This is a genomic window from Holophaga foetida DSM 6591 (genome assembly GCF_000242615.2).
GTDB lineage: Bacteria > Acidobacteriota > Holophagae > Holophagales > Holophagaceae > Holophaga > Holophaga foetida.
The window spans coordinates 2014010-2030915 of sequence record NZ_KI912268.1 but is presented as its reverse complement, the minus strand read 5'-3'; the positions used below and the strand labels follow the sequence as shown (position 1 = coordinate 2030915).

General features: G+C 62.8%; 15 protein-coding genes. 5 read left to right on the top strand and 10 right to left on the bottom strand.

What is annotated here, in order from left to right; genetic code table 11:
• Window positions 1-3: 3 nt before the first annotated feature.
• From HOLFODRAFT_RS0208915 to HOLFODRAFT_RS0208895, 5 genes are read right to left on the bottom strand one after another with little or no spacing between them, the layout of a single operon-like run.
• On the bottom strand, window positions 4-4212 hold the full coding sequence (locus tag HOLFODRAFT_RS0208915) for a methyl-accepting chemotaxis protein (RefSeq protein WP_005037989.1): 4209 nt from the start codon (window positions 4210-4212) through the stop codon (window positions 4-6).
• A 22-nt stretch (window positions 4213-4234) separates the two neighbouring features.
• Window positions 4235-6406, bottom strand: a complete 2172-nt coding sequence (locus HOLFODRAFT_RS20280; protein WP_005037987.1) for a chemotaxis protein CheA — start codon at window positions 6404-6406, stop codon at window positions 4235-4237.
• Window positions 6407-6417: 11 nt separating this feature from the next.
• Window positions 6418-6738: an STAS domain-containing protein gene (locus tag HOLFODRAFT_RS0208905; protein ID WP_005037984.1), complete on the bottom strand. Its 321-nt coding sequence runs from the start codon at window positions 6736-6738 to the stop codon at window positions 6418-6420.
• Between the two features lie 14 nt (window positions 6739-6752).
• Window positions 6753-7121: a response regulator gene (locus HOLFODRAFT_RS0208900; protein ID WP_005037982.1), complete on the bottom strand. Its 369-nt coding sequence runs from the start codon at window positions 7119-7121 to the stop codon at window positions 6753-6755.
• Between the two features lie 15 nt (window positions 7122-7136).
• The gene (locus HOLFODRAFT_RS0208895; protein ID WP_005037980.1) at window positions 7137-8285 is read right to left on the bottom strand and encodes a methyl-accepting chemotaxis protein; all 1149 of its coding nucleotides are present in this window, start codon (window positions 8283-8285) and stop codon (window positions 7137-7139) included.
• A 179-nt stretch (window positions 8286-8464) separates the two neighbouring features.
• On the opposite strand from HOLFODRAFT_RS0208895, the gene hcp reads away from it, so the two are divergent.
• The 3 genes from hcp (at window position 8465) to HOLFODRAFT_RS0208880 (ending at window position 12232) form a co-directional block, all read left to right on the top strand.
• Window positions 8465-9754, top strand: a complete 1290-nt coding sequence (gene hcp, locus HOLFODRAFT_RS0208890; RefSeq protein WP_005037978.1) for a hydroxylamine reductase — start codon at window positions 8465-8467, stop codon at window positions 9752-9754.
• 153 nt (window positions 9755-9907) lie between these two features.
• Entirely contained in the window at window positions 9908-10222 is a 315-nt protein-coding gene (locus HOLFODRAFT_RS0208885) for a cupin domain-containing protein (protein ID WP_005037975.1), read from the top strand.
• Between the two features lie 96 nt (window positions 10223-10318).
• Window positions 10319-12232, top strand: coding sequence for a helicase-associated domain-containing protein (locus HOLFODRAFT_RS0208880; RefSeq protein WP_005037973.1), 1914 nt, complete (start codon window positions 10319-10321; stop codon window positions 12230-12232).
• Here HOLFODRAFT_RS0208880 and HOLFODRAFT_RS25510 read toward each other — a convergent pair whose 3' ends face one another.
• The 5 genes from HOLFODRAFT_RS25510 to HOLFODRAFT_RS0208855 form a co-directional block, all read right to left on the bottom strand.
• Window positions 12233-12355 (bottom strand): hypothetical protein, encoded by a 123-nt coding sequence (locus tag HOLFODRAFT_RS25510; protein ID WP_280113183.1) that lies wholly within the window; start codon window positions 12353-12355, stop codon window positions 12233-12235.
• Between the two features lie 179 nt (window positions 12356-12534).
• Window positions 12535-13755, bottom strand: a complete 1221-nt coding sequence (locus HOLFODRAFT_RS20275) for a chloride channel protein (protein ID WP_005037970.1) — start codon at window positions 13753-13755, stop codon at window positions 12535-12537.
• Window positions 13756-13891: 136 nt separating this feature from the next.
• Window positions 13892-14191 carry an HU family DNA-binding protein gene (locus HOLFODRAFT_RS0208865; protein ID WP_005037966.1) on the bottom strand — a complete coding sequence of 100 codons (300 nt, stop codon included), beginning with the start codon at window positions 14189-14191 and terminating at the stop codon, window positions 13892-13894.
• 82 nt (window positions 14192-14273) lie between these two features.
• Window positions 14274-14723, bottom strand: coding sequence for a 50S ribosomal protein L9 (rplI, locus tag HOLFODRAFT_RS0208860; RefSeq protein ID WP_005037964.1), 450 nt, complete (start codon window positions 14721-14723; stop codon window positions 14274-14276).
• Window positions 14724-14905: 182 nt separating this feature from the next.
• Window positions 14906-15538, bottom strand: a complete 633-nt coding sequence (locus HOLFODRAFT_RS0208855) for a uracil-DNA glycosylase (RefSeq protein WP_005037962.1) — start codon at window positions 15536-15538, stop codon at window positions 14906-14908.
• 271 nt (window positions 15539-15809) lie between these two features.
• On the opposite strand from HOLFODRAFT_RS0208855, the gene HOLFODRAFT_RS22920 reads away from it, so the two are divergent.
• Window positions 15810-16331: an RNA polymerase sigma factor gene (locus HOLFODRAFT_RS22920; RefSeq protein WP_005037960.1), complete on the top strand. Its 522-nt coding sequence runs from the start codon at window positions 15810-15812 to the stop codon at window positions 16329-16331.
• A complete protein-coding gene (locus tag HOLFODRAFT_RS0208845; RefSeq protein ID WP_005037958.1) occupies window positions 16318-16833 on the top strand; it encodes a hypothetical protein in 516 nt (171 codons plus the stop codon). The genes HOLFODRAFT_RS22920 and HOLFODRAFT_RS0208845 overlap by 14 nt, the downstream gene beginning before the upstream one ends.
• Window positions 16834-16906 lie beyond the last annotated feature (73 nt).

Here is a 16906-nt window from a genome sequence, read left to right as displayed (position 1 = left end):
CGCTCAGAACCGCGTGAAATCACGGTCATCGGGAACATTGCCCTGCACGGATCTGAAGCCCGATGCCATGGCTCTTGCCGGAGGCTTGGCGGCTTTCCGGGCTTGGTGGGCGTGGACCTCCTTGGTGTCGGTCAGGGTGAAGAACTCGATCATGGATTGGAGTTCCATGGCCTGGGAACTCACCTCTTCGGACGTGGATGCCAGCTCTTCGGAGGCTGCTGCGTTCTGCTGGGTCGCCTGGCTGATCTGGCTGATGGCGCCGTTGATCTGTCCCACACCGGAATTCTGTTCCGCCGAGGCGGCGGCGATCTCCTGCACCAGATCCGCAGTCTTCTGGATCGAGGGCACGATGACCTCCAGCAGGCCTCCGGCACGTTCCGCCAGGTCCACGCTACCCGTGGCCAGGTGACTGATTTCCTGGGCCGCAACCTGGCTGCGTTCCGCCAGCTTTCGCACCTCTGCGGCGACCACGGCGAATCCCTTGCCGTGCTCTCCTGCCCGGCCCGCTTCGATGGCGGCGTTGAGGGCGAGGAGGTTGGTCTGGTAGGCGATGTCATCGATGATGGCGATCTTCTGGGCGATCTGCTTCATGGCCCCCACGGTTTCTCTGACGGCCTGCCCTCCTTGCACCGCTTCCTTTGCCGTCTTGATGGCAAGATCCCCGGTGACCTTGGCGTTTTCGTTGTTCGTGGCGATGGAAGCGCTCATCTCCTCCATGGAGGCGCTGGTCTCCTCGACACTGGCGGCCTGCTGGGAAGCTCCCTGGCTCAGGGTCTGGGCCGTGGCGCTCAACTGGTCGGATGCATTGAGGAGCATCCCCGTCGCGTCCCGGACCTCGGTGATGGTCGAACCCAGTTTCGCGGTCGTCTCGTTGATGGAATCCTTCAGGACCTTGAACTCACCCTGGTACTCCTGCTTGATGTTCTGGGTCAGGTCGCCTCCAGCCATGGCGCCCATGACGCGCTTGACCTCGTTGACCGGTGCAACCACCGCTTCGACCAGTTCGTTGAGGCCCTGCACCACTTCCTTGAACTGTCCCCGATGCCGGGAAGTATCTCCGCGTTCCGTCAGGCGTCCTTCAATGACCGCCTTGGCCAGGCTTTGGACATCGGAGATCAGCATGTTGAGAGGATTGATGACCGCATCGAGGGTGGCGTTGACGCCCTCGACCACACGCCGGTACTCCCCTTGGTGCTTGCCTGCGTCGGCTCGGGTGTCCAGCTTGAGGGCCACTGCGGCCTGCGACAACATGGTGGCATCTCCCACCAGGGCGTTCAGGGAGGCTCCCACCAGCTTGAAGCTGTTGTTGATCTTTCCGAACTGCTCCTTCACCTCCTTGGTGTACTGGTCCGCTTCCGGCAGAGACATGTCGAGGTTCAGGTCACCTCCGCTCAGTCTTTCCAGGTTCAGGGCAACCCGCTGGACTTCCCGTTCGGTATAGTTCTTGACCCTGATGGTCGAGGTGAGGTCGGAGACTGTCTCCACGTAGCCCACGGTCTCGCCCTTGGCGTTGAGGACCGGGGCCGTATCCTGCTTGCAGTTCAGGCCACACCAGTCGAAGAAGCTCTCCTTCACGCCGTTTCGCAGTTGGACGATGCCGCAATTGCCAGTCTTGCAGATATTGGCGTTGGCTGTGGAGCAGGGGCGGCCCATGGCATCCAGACGGTCACGGATATTGCCCTGGTCGACCATGAGCTTCTCGAAGGCCTTGTTGAGGAAGGTCCACTTCATGTCCATATCAGTGACATGGATGGGGAAGGGCACGGCGTCGATGATCGAGCGGTACCACTCCAGCTTGTCCACCACGGTGTCCAGAGTGCCGTTGACCCCTTCGACAACTTTGCGGAATTCACCGGCATGCTGCCTGACGTCGGCCCGGCTGGAGAACTGGCCCTGGATGGCGTCGACGGAGAGCTTGTTGACGTCCGTGACGAGGGCATTCAGTGAGGTGCCCACCAGTTTGAAACTGGCATTGATCTCGTTGAACTGGGCCTGCACTTCCTTGGTGTACTGGTCCGATTCCGGCAGGGAGAGATCCAGGTTGAGATCGCCCCCGCTCATGCGCTTGAGGTTCTGGGCGACGCGCTGGACTTCCTGCTCGGTGTAGCTCTTGACGCGCATGGTGGGTGTGAGATCCGTGACGGTTTCCACGTAGCCCACGGTCTCGCCCTTGGCGTTGAGCACGGGAGCCGTGTCCTGCTTGCAGCTCATGCCACACCAGTCGAAGAAGCTCTCCTTCACGCCGTTGCGGAGCTGGTGGATACCGCAATTGTTGGTTTTGCAGATATTGGCATTGGCTGTGGAGCAGGGGCGTCCGACGGCGTCCGCACGGTCGCGGACATTGCCCTGCTCAACCATCAATTTCTCGAAGGGCTTGTTGAGGAAGGTCCACTTCATGTCCAGATCGGTGACATGGATGGGGAAGGGCACAGCGTCGATGATCGAGCGGTACCACTCCAGCTTGTCCACGACCACATCGAGGGTGCCGTTGACGCCTTCGACAACCTTCCGGAATTCGCCGGAATGGCGGTTGAGGTCAGCTCGAGTGGAGAACTGCCCCTGGATGGCGTCGACGGAGAGCTTGTTCACATCCGTCACCAGGGCGTTCAGAGAGGCGCCCACCTGCTTGAAGCTGCTGTTGATCTTGGCGAATTGGGCCTGCACTTCCTTGGTGTACTGATCCGATTCAGGCAGGGAGAGATCCATGTTGAGGTCACCGGCGCTCAGGCGTTCGAGGTTCTGGGCGACGCGCTGGACTTCCTGCTCGGTGTAGCTCTTGACTCGCATGGTGGGCGTGAGGTCGGTGACGGTTTCCACGTAGCCCACGGTCTCGCCCTTGGCGTTGAGCACGGGGGCCGTGTCCTGCTTGCAGCTCATGCCGCACCAGTCAAAGAAGCTCTCCTTGACGCCGTTGCGGAGCTGGTGGATGCCGCAGTTCTTGGTCTTGCAGATGTTTGCATTGGCTGTGGAGCAGGGGCGTCCGACGGCGTCCGCGCGGTCGCGGACATTGCCCTGTTCGACCATGAGCTTCTCAAAAGAGCTGTTGAGGAAGGTCCACTTCATGTCCAGATCGGTGACGTGGATGGGGAAGGGCACGGCGTCGATGATCGAGCGGTACCACTCCAGCTTGTCCACCACCACATCGAGGGTCCCGTTGAAGCCTTCGACCACGGTGCGATATTCCCCAGCGTGCTTTTCCACCTTCGCCCTTGCGGAGAAATTCCCCTTCATGGCGTTGTCGGAGAGCATGTTCACATCTTCGATCAGGCTCTTGAGCGGGATCACGACGCCGTCCAGGGTGTTGTTGATCCCGTCCACGAGGTTCTTGTACTCTCCCTGGTGCTTGCTGGCATCGGCCCGCACGTCGAGCTTGTTCGCCGCAGCGCTCTGGACCAGGATCGAGGTGTCGGAAACCATGGCCTGGATGGCGTGGGTCATTCGGCCCATGGCCGCCATGAGGCTTGTGCTGTCATCAGCCTTCAGCTCGATCTTGCTGGACAGATCGCCGATGGCAATCCTGTTGGCGATCGCCGCCACGGTGGCGGGTTCTCCACCCAGCATCCGCGTGAGCACTCGGGTGACCAGGATGCCTAACACGACGGCGACGATGAAGCCGAGGACGATGACTCCGATGGTGGTGTTCCGGATGCCCTGGTAGGTGGCGATCCCGCTCTTGTTGGCTTCGTCGGCGAGTTTCAGGTTGTCTTCGGAAATTTTTTCAATGATGGCTCTCAGTTCAAGGTATTTGGGCCTTACGTCGGACAAGAGGACCCTGTTGGCTTCTGGCGCCTTGCCGGCATCGACCAAGTCCATGGCCCGTTTGACGGACTCCAGGTATGAGGGCCAGAGAGCGTCAAACTGAGTCCATTGCGTCTTTTCGGTGTCGCTCATATTTGTGGCGCGTTCTTTGGACACGAAGTCCAAGAGTGCCTTCTTTCCTTCATCCAGCTTGGCGGACTCGGCCTTCCTGCCCTCCGATGTCGGCGTGAGGGTGTAGTAGACAAAGCGCAGTTGATAGGCGGCGAGATTGCGGATGATGGATGAGGAGTAACTGATGCTCATGACATTGTTGTTGTAGGTGCTCACCATCAGATTGCTGACTTTGGAGCTTCCGCTCAGGCCGAAGCTCCCGGTCACGATCGAAATGGCGGCCACGATCACAAAGGCCAGGGTGAGCTGGGTGGCGAGCTTGAGATTCCTGTACCAGTTCATAAGTTTTCTCCTCGGATTGGGGTCAGGAAACCGTTGAAAGACGGGGCTGGAGTGCATGTTTACGGGTCACGGCCAGTTGAATGAGTTGGGGGACGTCGAGGATGAGGGCCACCTCCCCGGAGCCCAGGATGGTGGAGCCCCCCAGGCCTTTTACGCTGCGGAAGAGTTCTCCCAGGGGCTTGATGACGGTCTGGAACTCGCCCATGAGGCGGTCCACCACGATGCCTGCCCGGAGCTCCCCGAACTGCACCACCACGACCCGCTCCCGGGCCGGGACGGCTCCCCGGGTCTCAAAGACCTCCCGCAGGCGCAGGAAGGGCAGGACCTCGCCCCGGAGGTTGATGAGATGGTTCTGTTCGGACTCCAGGAAGGGGCCGAGGTCCAGGCACTCGATGACCATGTCCAGCGGGATGACGTAGAACGTATCCTCTACGCCCACCCGGAAGCCGTCGATGATGGCCAGGGTCAGGGGGAGGCGGAAGCGCAGGGTGGTCCCGGCTCCCTCGTAGGTCTCCACCTCGATGGTGCCCCGCAGTTCGTCGATGTTGCGCTTCACCACGTCCATGCCGACCCCCCGCCCCGAGAGGTTGCTGACGGCGTCCGCTGTGGAGAATCCAGGCTCGAAAATCAGATTGGTGATGTCCTGGTCCGTCAGGCTGCTGGGATCCTGCACCAGTCCGCGTTCCACGGCCTTGGCCAGGATCCGCTGCTTGTTCAAGCCGCCCCCGTCATCCGCCACCTCGATGACAATGCTGCCGGACTCGTGGAAGGCGTTCAGGGAGAGGGATCCCGTGGCGGGCTTGCCCCGGGCCCGGCGGACCTCCTGGGATTCGATCCCGTGATCGATGGAGTTGCGCACGACGTGCATGAGGGGGTCGCTCAGCTTTTCGACGATGGACTTGTCCAGTTCGGTCTCCGCGCCGCGGATCTCCAGTTCGATGGGCTTGCCGAGCTCCTGCCCCACATCCCGCACGATGCGGCGGAAGCGGCTGAAGGTCTCCCCGATCTGCACCATGCGGAGGCTGAGGGCATTGTCCCGGATCTCCTCCACCAGCTTGCCCAGGATGGCTGTGGCTTCCAGGACCCGGCTATCCGTTCCCTGGGCCGCCAGGGTGTTGGCGGTGGCTCCGGCGATGACCAGTTCCCCCACCAGATCCACCAGACGGTCCAGCTTCTCCGCTTGGACCTTGACGACCTTGACCTCGTGGCCTGTCTTCTCCTTGGCCTTTTTCTGCTTGTCCAGGGCTGCGGCCACCACGGCCGGCGGCACGGCCTGGTCCTGTATCACGATGGTGCCCAGCATGCGCCCCTGGACGGTCCCGTCCTCGAAGGCCTCCTGGCGTTGGGTGCCGAGGGCCTCCTCCAGGTCCTTGGGGGTAAGGCACTTTCCCTTGACGAGGATCTCGCCCAGGTAGTGGTCGCCCTCGGGCAGCTCCCGGATGAGCTGGATGTATTCCTCGACCTTGGAGCGGGGGGGGATGATGCGGATCTGGCTGTCCTCCCGGACGAACTCGAAGACATCCTCGATGACCTGGCGCTCCACCTTGGTATCGAGGTCGATCTCCAGGCCCAGGTAGCAGCGCTCCGGATCGAAGTCGGGACCTGCGGGGAGGCGATCCAGCAGGGGGGTCAGGTGGGTGATGCTGCCCAGGGTCTGGAGGTAGCGCAGGAAGGACAGGGGGTCCATGCCCTGCCGCAGGATATCTGGCCCGAAGCGGATGGAGATATGCCAGCAGGGCTGGTCATCCTCTTCCTCGTGCGGGTGGGATTCATGGGTGACGAGTGTTGTGGGCGGAGCCGCGGGCCTGGGGACCGTCTCCAGGTATGGCAGGAGGCGGGCCAGCAGAGCATCCCCTTCCGCTATGGTCTCCGGTGAGCCCGCATCATCCCCCTCCTGGAGCTCCGAGATCTGCTGGGCCAGGTGGTCGTGGCAGGCCAGGATCAGGTTCACCAGGTCGGGGTCGAAGGCGAGGGAGCCTGCCCGCACTCGGTCCATGACGCTCTCGACGGTATGGGCGAAGCGGACGATGGGGTCCAGGCCGAAGAGTCCCGCCGATCCCTTGATGGTGTGCACGGCGCGGAACATGGCGTTGACGGCCTCGCTGGACTCAGGGGCCAGGAGGGATTCCTCCATGGCGTCCAGGAGTTCATGAGCTTCAATGATGAAGGTCTGTTTTGCTTGATCGAGATCCATGGTGCCCTCTCCTAGGCGGGGCCGATGAGGATGGGGTCGCCGAAGATGCCGGTGACGTGGAGGAGGTCGAAGGTCTCGACGACGGCCGGGCTGTGGCGGACCAGGGAGAGGGCGCCCACCCGGGCAGCAGCCTCCCGCTTGAGCCAGAGCAGGACTTGCACACCGGAGGTGTCGAGCTCGTCGATCTCGGAGAGGTCCAGCACCAGGGTGGGGTGCTGGGAGAGATGGGTCTCCAGCTCGTGGCGAGCCTCCGCGGCCGAGTAGATGGTCAGGTCCCCCGAGAGCTGCAGGATCTCGTGGCCGTTGTCCTTGATGCGGGTGATCTGGAACATGGAGACTCCGTCCCTCAGGGAAGGATGAGCTTGGAAACGGCAGTGAGGAGCAGTTCGGGCTTGAAGGGCTTGACGACCCAGGCTTTGGCTCCGGCGGCCTGGCCCGCCTTCTTCATCTCCTCGCCGGCTTCGGTGGTGAGCATGATGATGGGGGTGAACTTGTAGGCGGGCAGTTCCCGGACGGCCTTGAGGAAGGAGATGCCGTCCATGTTGGGCATGTTGACGTCGCTGATCATGAGGTGGATCTTCTGCCCGGTGAGTTTTGCCAGGGCATCCCGGCCGTCGCAGGCCTCCAGGACCTCATAGCCAGCCCCCGTGAGGGTGATGCTCACCACCTGACGGAGACTCGCGGAGTCGTCGATGATCATGATGGTCTTTGCCATGGTGGGGACAAGCTCCTAGAAGAAGGTGATTTCAGATTCCTCGTCCGTGCCGCTGAGGGCCTCGCCGTGGTGCAAGGCCTTCTGCTCCCGGGTCGTGTAGGTTTCTTCCAGTTCTGCCAGCCACTGGTCGACCTCCACTGCGGTTGGGTTGTGGGCCATCCGGTTCTGGAACTTCTCCATGTCCTGCACAACGCTCTGGAGAATCTGTCCGATCCGGTCCTGGAACTGGAGGTGCACCAGGGTTTCGGAGATCTCCCCCTGGACATGGGTGTTGACGGTCTTGAGATGGTCCGTCGTCGAGCTGAGCTCTTTGGCGGCGGCGCCAAAGCTGTCCAGCACCTTGCGGATGGTGGCCTCCGACTTGGCGATGAGCTTCTCGTCCTCGACCGTGAATGCTTGGGACTCGTCCAATCCTGCCCGGATGGTCCTGCTCACCAGTTCCACCCGTTCGGTGATCAGGTGCCCGGTGGTGCCGGAGCGATCGGATAGCTTGCGCACCTCGTCCGCCACCACTGCGAATCCTTTGCCCAGATCCCGGGCATGGGCCGCCTCGATGGCGGCGTTGAGGGCCAGCAGGTTGGTCTGGGAGGCGATATCGGCCACTTCCGTGGACATCTCATGCAACTGGTCCGTGATGGTCATCAGTTCGGAGATTCGCTCCAGGATGCGGGTTCGGCTTGCCCGTGTCTGGAGGATGGCCTCCGAGACCGTGCCCAGGGCGACCTCGCACTCCTCCAGGGTCCTCAGCAGGTGCTGGGTGGATTCGCCGCTGGTGGCCCCCAGGGCCTCGCGCAGTTCCTTCTGCATGTTGCCGAAGCGCAGTGTGAGCGCCTGGATGGCTTCCTCTGTCTGCTGGCGCACCGCAGCCGTCTGTCCTGCCCAGACGGGAACGACAGCCTGGGCCAGCTGCTCGACTCGGCTGGCATCCGGCTGGGTCAACTCCTGGGATGAACCGGGGGGGGCTTCATGGGGGCCCGTCGAGCTGAGTCCGATTTTGCCCAGGAAGACCCAGGCCAAGCCCCCGGCGAGCAGCCCCATGACCCACCCATGGAGGGCAAAACCCGCCGCAAGGATGGGGGCCAGGACTCCGAGGGCCGTAATGGCCAGGCAGATCTGTCTGGGTGAGAAATGCCCGTGTTTATTGGAGGAACGCCTTATGTCCAAGCAACCCCCTTGTCATGCCACTGAGTGCAAGAGCTCTTTCGGGCACCCCCACGCTTCCCTTGATTCCTGTGAGGGGGTTTTTTCTTGCCTTCCTTGACATAGATCAAGGACGGACCGAGCTTACAATTTCACACTCACTTCAGACCATCCCGAATGGGACTTTCACAGGAGGCAACGCGATGTTTTGCAATCAGTGCGAACAGACGGCGAACGGAACTGGGTGCAACACCTACGGAGCCTGTGGCAAGGATCCGGATGTCCAGTCCCTTCAGGAGATCCTGCTCTATGGTCTCAAGGGGATGGCCGCCTACGCCCACCACGCCCGTCGCCTGGGCAAGACCGACGAGGCCGTGAATGCCTTCATTGAGGACGCCCTCTTTGCCACGGTCACCAATGTGAACTTCGATATCCCCAGCCTCCTGGAGATGGTGCTGGACTGCGGCAAGCACAACCTGCGGGTGATGGAGCTGTTGGATCAGGGCCATGTCGAGCGCTACGGCCAGCCTGCTCCGAAGGAAGTCTTCATGGGCACCAAGGCCCAGCCCGGCATCCTCATTACCGGTCACGACATGCTGGACCTTGAGAACCTCCTCAAGCAGGTGGAGGGTACCGACGTCCTGGTTTACACCCATGGCGAGATGCTTCCAGCCTTCATGTATCCCAAGCTGGCTGCCCACCCCAATCTGGCTGGTCACTTCGGCGGAGCCTGGCAGCTCCAGAAGGACGAGTTCGAGGCCTTCGGCGGCGCCATCCTGGCCACCACCAACTGTGTGCTTCATCCCAAGCCCAGCTACGCGGACCGCTTCTTCACCCTGCGGGTCACCGCCGTCCCCGGCGCCAAGCGCCTCACCACAGACGACTTCAGCGAGGTCATCGCCCGAGCCAAGGCCCTCGGGGCCCTGCCTGCCCGTGACCACGGCAAGACCGTGACCGGCTTCCACCACAGCGTCATCCTCGGCGCCGCTCCCGCCATCCTGGATGCCGTAGGCAAGGGCCAGATCAGCCGCTTCTTCGTCATCGGCGGCTGCGATGGTGCCAAGGTGGGCCGCAACTACTACACGGATTACGCCAAGAATGCTCCGGCAGACTCCTTCATCCTGACCCTGGGCTGCGGCAAATACCGGATCATGGGCCACGACTACGGCACCCTGCTGGGCCTGCCCCGCCTGCTGGACATGGGCCAGTGCAACAACGCATACGGCGCCATCCAAGTGGCGGCCGGCCTGGCCAAGGCCGTGGGCTGCGGGGTGAATGACCTGCCCCTTACCATCGTCCTGAGCTGGTTCGAGCAGAAGGCCGTGGTGGTGCTCCTCTCCCTCCTCTACCTCGGGGTGAAGAACATCGCAGTTGGCCCCACCCCACCCGCCTTCATCACCCCCAACGTGTTCAAGGTTCTCCAGGACACCTACGGCCTGAAGCTCATCGGCACCGATGGCAAGGCCGACGTGGAAGCGGTCTTCGCGAAGTAGTGCCAAGGAACAACTGAGTCAACGCGGAGGGCGCGGAGAAGAACAAGAAAGGGCGCAGAGAAAGGCCGCTATACAAAAGTTGCTTATGGCCATTTATCTGACGCCTCTGCGCCCTTTGCGTTGACTCTTTTGCTTTTTTCATCCGGAGTCCCCATGTCCACCATCACCAATCTCGAACTGGAAATGCCCATCTCGAAGGATGCCACCACCAGCCGTCCTCTCATGGATCTCCCTGGCTCCACCAAGCTGGTGCTTTTTGCCATGGACCAGGGGCAGGAGATCAGCGCCCACAGTGCGCCATTCCCAGCTCATGTGCTCCTGCTGGCCGGGTCCATCGAGGTGATGGTGGAGGGAGCTCTGCAGGTGCTGGCTCCGGGGATGCAGTGCGCTCTGCCCAAGGGGCTTCCCCATGGGATCAAGGCCCTGGGGCCTTCCCACTGGATGTTGACCATGCTGCGGGGACTGTGATTGCGGGCCTTAGGGCTGTAAATTCCCTCTCGCTCTCTGGGATTTCCCATGGGAAACTGATCGATCGCCCGGTGTACTGGGCGGCGGCGAGGGACCATGGCGCTTTCCCACTATCAGCTGCTATCCCACTGCACGGACGACCAGCTCCGTCGCATATGTGAGCGCCGAAAACTGCCGGTTCCGCAGTACTGCGGAGACGGGGACGATGGCCGGATGCGCCTTCTCAAGACCATGGTCTTCCACCTGGAGGAGAATCGGCATCTCACCAATGCCCTGGCGGACCTGGATGGGGCCTGCCTGAAGGCCCTGAAGCTCTTCCTGGGGGATGGCATGGAGCCTGCCGGGCGCGTTCTCCAGGAACTGGCGGATCTCGGGCTGCTGCTGCCTCGTCCAGGTGGGTGGGGGGTGGCCGAGCGAGTGGCGGATGCTTTGGCGGATTTCGACGATGCCGCTTTCAGCTTCCAGGCGGAGGTCGAGGTGCGTCTCGATGCGCCGAAGCCATACAGCTTCGCCCTCTCCCTCAGTTCCATTCTTCTGCGCTGCCTGGGGGGCATCCGGGTGCTCAAGGGCGGCTTGCCTGCGAAGAAGGAGCTGGGTCAGATCCTGCGGGGCAATGCCCTCATCAGCGAGGAAAAGGACGCCACCCTCCTCTTCGCCCTGTTGCACCGCCTGGGGTTGCTCTGGAGCCGGGAGGGGCGGGTGGACACCCTGCTGCCAGCCGTCATGGCTCAGTCCCCCAGATGGGTCGCGGAACGTGCCTTCGCCAAGCTACTGGAGGACGATCTCAAGCTCTGGAACATGCCCCCCGCAGAGGATCGGCATTTCCTGATGCAGCACCTTCTGGAGCGGAAGGGACAGATTCTCTCCATCCAGCCCTTTCTCAGTTTTCTTCAGACCCTGCATCCCCTGGATGCCGAGCGGACCCGAACCGTTTTCCTGCCCTTTCTCGGCCGCATGGGCATCCTGGTGATGGATTCCGCCCTGGAGCACGTCTCCCTCACGACCCATGGTGAGGCGCTGGCCCACGAATACCTTCTGAGGGACCATCGGGGCACCGAGGCGCACTGGGCGCCCCTTTGCATCCATCAGCCCCTGGTCATCCAGCCCACCCTGGAACTCCTTACCCCCATGCTCCAGAATCCCCATCGCCTGCTGGGGCTGGCCCAGCTATCCGAGGTGGAGACCATGGATGCCATGGTCACCTGCCGCATAGGGGCCGATACGCTGATCCGGGCCTTGGATGCTGGGGTGAGCCTGGATGAGATCCGGGATCGTCTCAATGACGGTTCATCCTTCCTCCCCCAACCTCTCAAGCAGTTGCTGGGGGACCTGGAACGGCGCCTGGGCGAGGTGGAAGTGGAGCAGGGGGTCCGTCTGGTGCGGGCCCGCACGTCCCAGTTGGCGGAGGAGCTGAAGCTCCGCCCAGAACTGGCTTCCCTCTCCCTGCGCTCCATCTCGGAAACGGTACTGGAGGCCAATGGGCCAGGCAACGCCTTTGCCCTCCTCAAGCAGGCCGGTTTCCTGCCCAAGCCGGGGCGCTTCCTCCCCGTGAGCGTGGACGGGGACGAGTCCCTCTACCTCTGGGCACTGGCCTGCCTGGCCTTCATCGATGACAAGGGGATGAACCACCACCTGGATCCTGTGCGCCAGATGATCCAGGGGGCCCTTCAGCGGGTTCAGAACGAGGATCCCAACCTCTACCAGGAGATCCTGCGGCGAGTCCCCATGCTTCATCTCGGCGGTGGCGCCCAGGCGGCGGACGAGACCCAGCGGATCCTGGAATACGCCTCCCGCTTCAACCTCATCACGGAAATCACCTACATGCCCCTGGCGGCGCATCGTTCCCAGCTTCGCAGGGTCACGCCCCAGGCCATCGAAGGCGAGCACTTGCGGGCCTTCTGTCACCTCCACCAAGAGGAGATGACCTTCCGCCTGAGCCGGATCATCGGCGTGCGTCTGCTGAACGAGAAGGGATGGACGCCCGTCAACTCGGCATCCCACGCAGGCTGATCAGCTGACCTTCTGCTTCAGATCCAGGAGCGGAGGGGCTGGGCGGGAGTCCGCCCTGTCCTCCGGGAAGGGGATGGCACGCACCACGAGCTTGCCATCCTCGCGGTATTCACGAATGTACAATAAACGCCTTTCTCGTCCTCTTGGCATTGGATTTTCCAATCTGGTGGTTGCTTGAAATATAGGATGCTTCGAGTCCAGGGAAAGTGCCTGGCTTGATTCATCTGCCTTTTTGGGATCATGTTTATGATATGACCAGATTGGGGCGCCGCTCAATATTTTTTTGAAGGGGATTCATCTGGCTACTTGGGGGTGCCCACCCGGTAGCCACCGTAGATGCCCCGGTGTCCCACCAGAACATAGGCCAGGAAGCAGGTGATGAGCATGGGGCCGGCGAAGGCGGCCCCGAAGAGTTCCACGCCGAGGAGGGTGGAGGCGATGGGGGTGTTGCTGGCGGCGGCGAAGACGGCCACGAAGCCAACGGCGGCGATGAACGGCACCGGAAGTCCGAGCAGGGGGGCCAGTGCTGCCCCCAGGAGAGAGCCGATCACGAAGAGGGGGGTGACCTCGCCCCCCTTGAAGCCGAATCCCAGAGTGAGGGAGGTGAAGAGGAGCTTCAGCGCGAAGGACCAGGGGGGGACAGGGCTGGCGCCCTCGAAGACTTTCGGGAGCCACTCCGTGCCCAGGTTCAGATAGGCCGTGGTCCTGAGGGCCAGGGAAAGGGCGATGATGACGAATCCGCCGATGACGACTCGGAGGTAGGGATTTTCGATGAACCTCCGACTCCATCGTCCCAGCCCCTGGGTCAACTCTGAGAATGCGCCAGCCACCAGGGCCACCGGGATGGCGAAAGCGGCAAGCTTGAGGGCCAGGAGGAGGCTGGGGGCCAGGGCGGCAGGGTGGAAGAGGGCATGGTGGATGCCCCAACCCCGCGCCACTGCGTTACCGACGAAGCTGGCGGCGGCACAGATCAGCAGGCCTTCGTAGTGCATCTTTCCAATGGCGATCGCCTCCAGGCCGAAAACCGCCCCGGCCACAGGGGTGCCGAAAAGGGAGCCGAAACCCGCCGACACGCCCGCCATGAGCAGAAGCCGCTGCCGGGAACGGGTCAGGCGCAGCCAGCGCCAGGGAAGCTTTCCGATGGTCCGGGCCAGGCTTGCCCCCATCTGTACGGCGGTGCCCTCCCGTCCCACGGAAGCGCCGCCGAGGTGGGAGAGCAGGGTGGCTGTGAGCACCAGCGGGGCCATGCGTGTGGGGACCTTGCCGCTGAAGTTCATTACCTCGTCCAGGATCAAGGCGCCTCCCCGTTCAGCCTCCTTGCCCCAGCGCTGGTAGATCCAGGTGGCGATGAAGCCAAAGAATGGGAGCAGGGCGATGAGCCAAAGGTGGTCTACCCGCAGGCGGATCGTGCGCTCCAGGAGCCAGAGGAACAGGGCCGAAGCCGTGCCGGAGAGGGCTCCGACCAGGGTGCCCATACCCAGGTCCCACCCAGTCCAGAAGAGCCTCCTGCGCAAGCCGTCCATGCGTTCCCCAATGCCTCGGACCGGTGCTGCCACTTCACAAGGACCGCACTGCCCTGGAACAACTCTACTTCATTTGCCGCCGGGGACGGCGAAGGCCGCCTTGCGGCGGCCTTCTTCACCGGAGGTAGTCGAGAGACTACATCTGATCCTTCAGACCCTTGGCAGCCTTGAAGACGACCTTGCGCCCGGCGGGGATCTTGATGGATTCGCCGGTCTTGGGGTTGCGGCCCATCTTCTCCTTGGTGGCGCGGACTTCGAAAGTGCCCAGGCCGAAGATGTTTACACGCTTGCCGGCCAGGACGGCCTCGACGATTTCGTCCCGCAGGCCGTCGAGGATGGCCTTGGCACGGGCCTTGGTGAGGTCGTGGGCCTCGGCGAGGGAGGCGGACAGCTCGGGGATGCCCAGGGTTTCAGGCTTGGCAGCGGACTTGGTCATGGAGTCTTCTCCGGAAAAGAATGAAAAGGGCCCACAGGAGCCGGAACGCTGGTTCCGGCTCCGTTCGGGTTCGGACTCTGGTCTATTCGGCGGCCAGAGCCGTGACTTCGATGCTCAGCTTGGCGTGGACACCGGTGTAGAGACGGACATCGATGTCGTAGTTGCCGACGCACTTGACGTGGGGGAGGCTGATGGCCTGCTTCTCCAGCTCGAAGCCCTTGGCCTTGAGGAGGTCGGCGATATCACCATTGGTAACGGAGCCGAAGAGCTGACCGTTCTCGCCAGCCTTCTTGGCGGCGCTGAGGCTCACGGCCTCCAGGCGGGTCTTGAGATCCTGGGCCTCAGCCAGCTCCTTGGCGCGGATCTTCTGGGCGCGCTCCTTCTCCAGTTCGATCTGGCGCTTGTTGCCAGCGGTCACGGGGAGGGCCTTCTTGCGGGGCAGAAGGAAGTTGCGGGCATAGCCGTCCTTGACGTTGACGACGTCGCCGCGGACGCCAAGGTGGGTCACGTTCTCGATGAGCAGTACTTCCATGGTTGAACTCCTTTCGCTTGGCCAGCGCTTATGCGTTGTCCCCTCGCTGGTTAGGCCGGAAACCTGTTCCGGCCAGGGCGCTCCTTGATCGTTCGGAGCCCCGGTTCCTTCGGTGGGTTGAGGCCAACTTCGACGGACAACCAGCTTACCTCAGATCTGGATGGAACCCAAGGCCTGATGTCCTAGGGGTGCTCATCCAGCCAGATCTTGGCGGCCTGAAGATCCATCCAGACGGCTCGCCGCACATCCTGGGTGTATTGGCGCAGAACATAGGCAGGGTGGAAGGTCGGCATGACCGGGATTCCGTCCAGGCGCTGCCACTGACCCCGGATCCGTGTGATGCCGGTGGTCACGCCCAGCAGCTCCCGGAGGGGGGTGGCACCCAGGGCGACGATGACGCCTGGGCTGATCAGTTCGATCTGCTTCCGGAGATAGCGCAGACAGGCCTGGGCCTCCTGGGGGGTCGGGGTCCGGTTGTCCGGGGGGCGACACTTCACCACGTTGGCGATGTAGACATCCTCGCGCTGGTAACCCAGGGCGCCGATCATCTTGTCCAGCAGTTCCCCGGCTTTGCCCACGAAAGGACGGCCTTGGAGGTCCTCATCCCTGCCCGGACCTTCCCCGATGAACATCATGCGGGCCTTGGGGTTGCCTTCCCCGAACACGAAACGGATGCGTCCAGGTCCCAGGGGGCAGGCCAGGCAGCCATTGATCCGGGACTCCAAATCCTGGAGGCTGGAGGCGGACGAAACCGCCTCCATGGAGGGGCACCCGATGGGATCCCTGGGGACTTGGAAGGCGGGGGCGGCCTCCATCTGTCTGACCGGGGGGCGAGGCGAGGCTGACTGGGCCGGGGCAGGCCGAGCCGCAGGCGACCGTGGGGCCGGTGCCGCCTGAGGTTGGGGGGGGGGGGGAGGCGCATGGGCTGAGCCTGGGGGCGGAACGAGCCCCATGACCCCCAGATCCTGGAGGGTTTCCCGCCACGCTCGCAAGTCGCTCGACATAGCCAATAGACTATCTTCTCCGCGCCGGGGATTTGCCAGGAACCTCGTGGGCGGATCTCGCATACCTTTTGCGGAGCGATGCATGCAAGCCCCAGACACCACCACTACGACCCCCTTCGGGGATGTCGCCGATTTCCATCAGGCCTTTGCGGACCTCTATCCGAGGCTCGTGGCCTATGCCCGGCGCTATGGCGCCACCTATCCCGAAGACATCGCCCAGGAGGCCTTCGTCATCCTCATGCAGCGTGAGGAGCCCGTGGACCACCCGGCCGCTTTCCTTTACGGTACGGTTCGGACCCTTTCCCTCACGGAGCGGCGTCCCATGAAGAACCAGAACCTGAGCCTCGAAGTGGTCATGGAGCCCGGCAGGGCCCCCGAGGCGGAAGACCTGCTTCTGAGCCGCGAGATCCGGGAGCGGATGCGGACCCTTTCCCCCACGTTCCGGGAAGCCCTCTGGCTCTTCGTCGTGGAAGGCCTGTCCATTCGGGAGATTGGCGAAATCCTGGAAATCCCTGAAGCCACAGTCAAGACTCGTATCCATCGCGCCAAGGCCCAATTGCGCGATCAACTCAATACCTCAGGAGGCGCCCATGTCATGGCATGAAACCGCTTGTGACGAATCCACCGCCGATCAGGAGCTCCGCATGGAGTTGAAGGATCTGCTGGGGCTCGATCCCAAGATGCCCGTCCGGGCCAAGGCTCAGCTTTCTCCCGAGGTCCTGGATCTTGCTGAAGAGTTGCGCCGGGAGGCCACGAGGCGCCAACACGCTTCCGTTGTGAAGACCCGAAGGGTCTGGCCCATGCTTCTGGCGGCTGGGTTGCCCGTGGCTCTTGCCCTTGGAGGTCTCGGGACCTGGGGGACCATCCAGAAGCGCAAGGCCGATGCTCTCGCTGCTGCCGTCCAGCAGAAAGAGATGGAGGTGCAGCGCTTGGCCAAGGCTTCCGAGGACGCTGCTGCCCAGGTCAAGGCCACCCAGAACGAGCTGGTACTGGCGAGGAGCTCCCCCAAGGGCGCCCAGAAGGCCCGGGAACTGGTCCTTCCCATGCAGCCCTCTGTCTCTCGCACTCCTTTGGATACCCAGACGGTTTCCAATCCCAGTCGCTGATTCGGGTAGGCCACCCGCCCGGTTGTGAAAAAGGCACGCATCGCGTGCCTTTTTCCGCACTAGGATTAGGAAC

Coding starts and splice junctions, on each gene's coding strand:
- HOLFODRAFT_RS22920 (WP_005037960.1), top strand. CDS start 15,810: ATGCAAGCCCCAGACACCACCACTACGACCCCCTTCGGGGATGTCGCC.
- HOLFODRAFT_RS0208865 (WP_005037966.1), bottom strand. CDS start 14,191: ATGACCAAGTCCGCTGCCAAGCCTGAAACCCTGGGCATCCCCGAGCTG.
- HOLFODRAFT_RS0208845 (WP_005037958.1), top strand. CDS start 16,318: ATGTCATGGCATGAAACCGCTTGTGACGAATCCACCGCCGATCAGGAG.
- rplI (WP_005037964.1), bottom strand. CDS start 14,723: ATGGAAGTACTGCTCATCGAGAACGTGACCCACCTTGGCGTCCGCGGC.
- hcp (WP_005037978.1), top strand. CDS start 8,465: ATGTTTTGCAATCAGTGCGAACAGACGGCGAACGGAACTGGGTGCAAC.
- HOLFODRAFT_RS0208915 (WP_005037989.1), bottom strand. CDS start 4,212: ATGAACTGGTACAGGAATCTCAAGCTCGCCACCCAGCTCACCCTGGCC.
- HOLFODRAFT_RS0208905 (WP_005037984.1), bottom strand. CDS start 6,738: ATGTTCCAGATCACCCGCATCAAGGACAACGGCCACGAGATCCTGCAG.
- HOLFODRAFT_RS20275 (WP_005037970.1), bottom strand. CDS start 13,755: ATGGACGGCTTGCGCAGGAGGCTCTTCTGGACTGGGTGGGACCTGGGT.
- HOLFODRAFT_RS0208855 (WP_005037962.1), bottom strand. CDS start 15,538: ATGGAGGCCGCCCCCGCCTTCCAAGTCCCCAGGGATCCCATCGGGTGC.
- HOLFODRAFT_RS0208880 (WP_005037973.1), top strand. CDS start 10,319: ATGGCGCTTTCCCACTATCAGCTGCTATCCCACTGCACGGACGACCAG.
- HOLFODRAFT_RS20280 (WP_005037987.1), bottom strand. CDS start 6,406: ATGGATCTCGATCAAGCAAAACAGACCTTCATCATTGAAGCTCATGAA.
- HOLFODRAFT_RS0208885 (WP_005037975.1), top strand. CDS start 9,908: ATGTCCACCATCACCAATCTCGAACTGGAAATGCCCATCTCGAAGGAT.
- HOLFODRAFT_RS0208900 (WP_005037982.1), bottom strand. CDS start 7,121: ATGGCAAAGACCATCATGATCATCGACGACTCCGCGAGTCTCCGTCAG.